The organism is Flavobacterium sp. (genome assembly GCF_043720215.1).
In the GTDB taxonomy this organism is placed as follows: Bacteria; Bacteroidota; Bacteroidia; order Flavobacteriales; family Flavobacteriaceae; genus Flavobacterium.
Genome location: NZ_JAYSSZ010000257.1, coordinates 1 through 2,771, shown reverse-complemented (window position 1 = coordinate 2,771; position 2,771 = coordinate 1). Strand labels below are relative to the sequence as shown.

Here is a 2,771-nt window from a genome sequence, read left to right as displayed (position 1 = left end):
CTACTCTTACGTTTTGCGTAGCGGTTACAAACGGATTTGGGAGTGGACTTGGTAAAGGATTATTGTTTCCATCGTAATAATTGACTGTCATTCCTGTTTGACTTCCTAAAATAGTATTTTGAAAAGTGGAAGTATCGAAAGAATACAAACCGTTTTGATTGATTGGATTCGCTTCGTCATCACAAACCGTTGTCAATGTCGTTAGAATAGGAAAAGCTTCTGGTAAATCATCAACCACAAATTGTATGGTTGTTTCATACGAACAAGCTTTTGTAGTATTATTAGTAACCACCACTTTGATAGTTTGTGAAGCCGTTACAAAAGGATTGGGTAGCGGACTTGGTAGTGGATTATTGTTTTGGTCAAAATAAGTAACAGTAACATTTGTTATACCATTTAATAAATTGGTTTGTAGGTTAGTCGTATCAAAACCATAGAATCCATCTTGGTCATCATCGCAATGATTTCTGACAATTGGACTCACAATCGGGATTCTTTCTACATTTAAAGTAATAAAGCTTTTTAGTAACAAACAATCGTTGTTTAAATCGCTATCTACTCTGGTATACATGTTTTGTGTGTTTGCATAGCCAATGTTTCGATAATTTGAAATATTGGTTATAGCGTTAATTTCTGCTAAAGCATCGGCTAGATTAAGATAGTAAGTAATGGTTAATGATTGATTTACAGGAAAGAGATTCCTCACTTCAGTATCGACACTTGCAAAATTAAAAGCTGCAATACCATCAGTATTTGTGCCTGAAATAGCATCGTCACATTGGGTAAAAGTTCTAGTAAAAGTAACTGGCACTTGTGTGGTCGAAACAATCAAATTGAGTTGTGCTACACGAAAACAGCCATTGGTATTTGAAACTCGAACATAAACCACATCATTACTTACTATTTGATTGGTGTAAGTAGTAAAGTTTGGAATTGGAGATATATTATTTTGAGCCTCATTAGCCGTTTCAAAATAAGAAAAAGTTTCGTTTACAAAATTGGTTGAAATTTTGGTATTGGCTTCTGTTAGATTAAAAACACTAAAACCATCGATGTTGTCGTCGCATTGTTTTAATGAAACAATAGTATTTATGATTGGTTTTGGTAAAATAGTAATAATTTTTCGGACAATTTTTATACCACTAGCAGTAGTTACATTTGCTATTACTGTATAGGTATTAGGAGTTGAGTAAAAATGACTTCCTATAATACTATTTTGAATAGGCGAACCATCTCCAAAATCCCAAGCTACACTTAAAATGGTTTGATTAGAACTTAACGTAAATTGTATGTTTTCCTCTTCACAACTTGTCGAAAGTTGCATTAATGGTCTAAAATAGGAAGAAACAAAAGGAGGCAGTCCGTTAATACACATTCTACCATTTAAATCTACGCCATCATGCACAAAACCACATCCAGGCCCTAAAACATCGGGGTTATTGATAACCGATAATTTTGTATCTCCAGCTCTGGCAATATATATTTTACCATTAGGTCCTAATTGTAAAGCTGAGAAATTAAATATATTATTTTGATAAATACTCGTTCTTGAATTTGAAATATCTGAGGCATTTAAGTTGTATTGAAATATGGTATTATAGCGTTTACTAGGCTGGTATAAAATTTCACTGCTTGGAGAAAATTCTATACCATAAGGAAGTTCGTCATACAACAATACCCTTGAATTTGAAATAATCCCGGTAGCCGTATCAAAATCTAACAACTCAACTGTACTATTTATATGATTAGGGAAATCGTTATGAATCACTGCAATCTTGGTTCCATCAGGAGAAATTTTCAAATAACCAATTGTATTTTGATTATCTCCCTGAATTACATTTCCAACATTACTTATTATAGGTAACGTATTAAGTCCTGTTGCGGTCAACAAATGAGCATAATAATGATTGTCATTCCATCCATGCGTTACTACCCAATAATCAACATTATTTGGGTGCTTTACGATGGCTAATTTTTCACAAGAAGGATTATAAATCGGAATATTTTTTTGACTTGTAACATCTCCAAAACCTCCATTTAGAGACATATCAACTACAGAATACTTAAACCCATTTGACCCAGCTTGTTCGTCTAAAGTAAAAATATAATATAAATTAGTACTTCCTGGCTTAAGCGCAATTATACCGCATTGAGTGGTCGAAAGACTACCTGTTAAATTATTACCATTAGCCATTATTTGGTGATTTCTGTCAAAAACTTTAATCCCATTGGTATAGAATAATAATTGACCTGAACTGGAAGAAATTGTAGCACAGCCTTCAGGAGTATACATTTGACTATCCATTAGGGTTGTAGTGCTTCCGTCTGGATTAAATTGCATACCTGCAAAACTACCAAAATACCAATTGTTGGCTTCATTTTGCGAAAAAGCAAAATTAAATACTAAAGAAAAAAGTATAGCAATCTTATATTTCATTGTTCTGTAAATAGATTAATTCTGATTTTGAAATATTTTTAATCTAATTAGTTACAAAAATATCATAAGGGTCACTATATAAAGTATTAGTTGTAATACTTGTATCGGTATTGTTTTTCCAAATTTTTAATTTGTTACTACCTTCACCTGCACTGTATATATTACCCTCGAACGTAGTTAATGCCCTAACCGCAGAAAAAGTACTTTCACTATTTAAAACAGTGGGAATACCGTTTGTCCAATAAGTTGCTTTATTATCCTCAAAACCTCCAACAAATACATTATTATTTATTATAGAAATAGAATTTGCCGAAATATTATTTGATAAAGAGGG

The 2,771-nt window shown here is 32.4% G+C and carries 2 protein-coding genes; both read right to left on the bottom strand.

Annotation, left to right across the window (positions count from 1 at the left end):
* The coding region (locus tag ACHZC3_RS11270; RefSeq protein WP_394759953.1) for a PKD domain-containing protein at positions 1 to 2,437 on the bottom strand (2,437 nt) is incomplete at its 3' end.
* Between the two features lie 43 nt (positions 2,438 to 2,480).
* The coding region (locus ACHZC3_RS11265; RefSeq protein ID WP_394759952.1) for a hypothetical protein at positions 2,481 to 2,771 on the bottom strand (291 nt) is incomplete at its 5' end.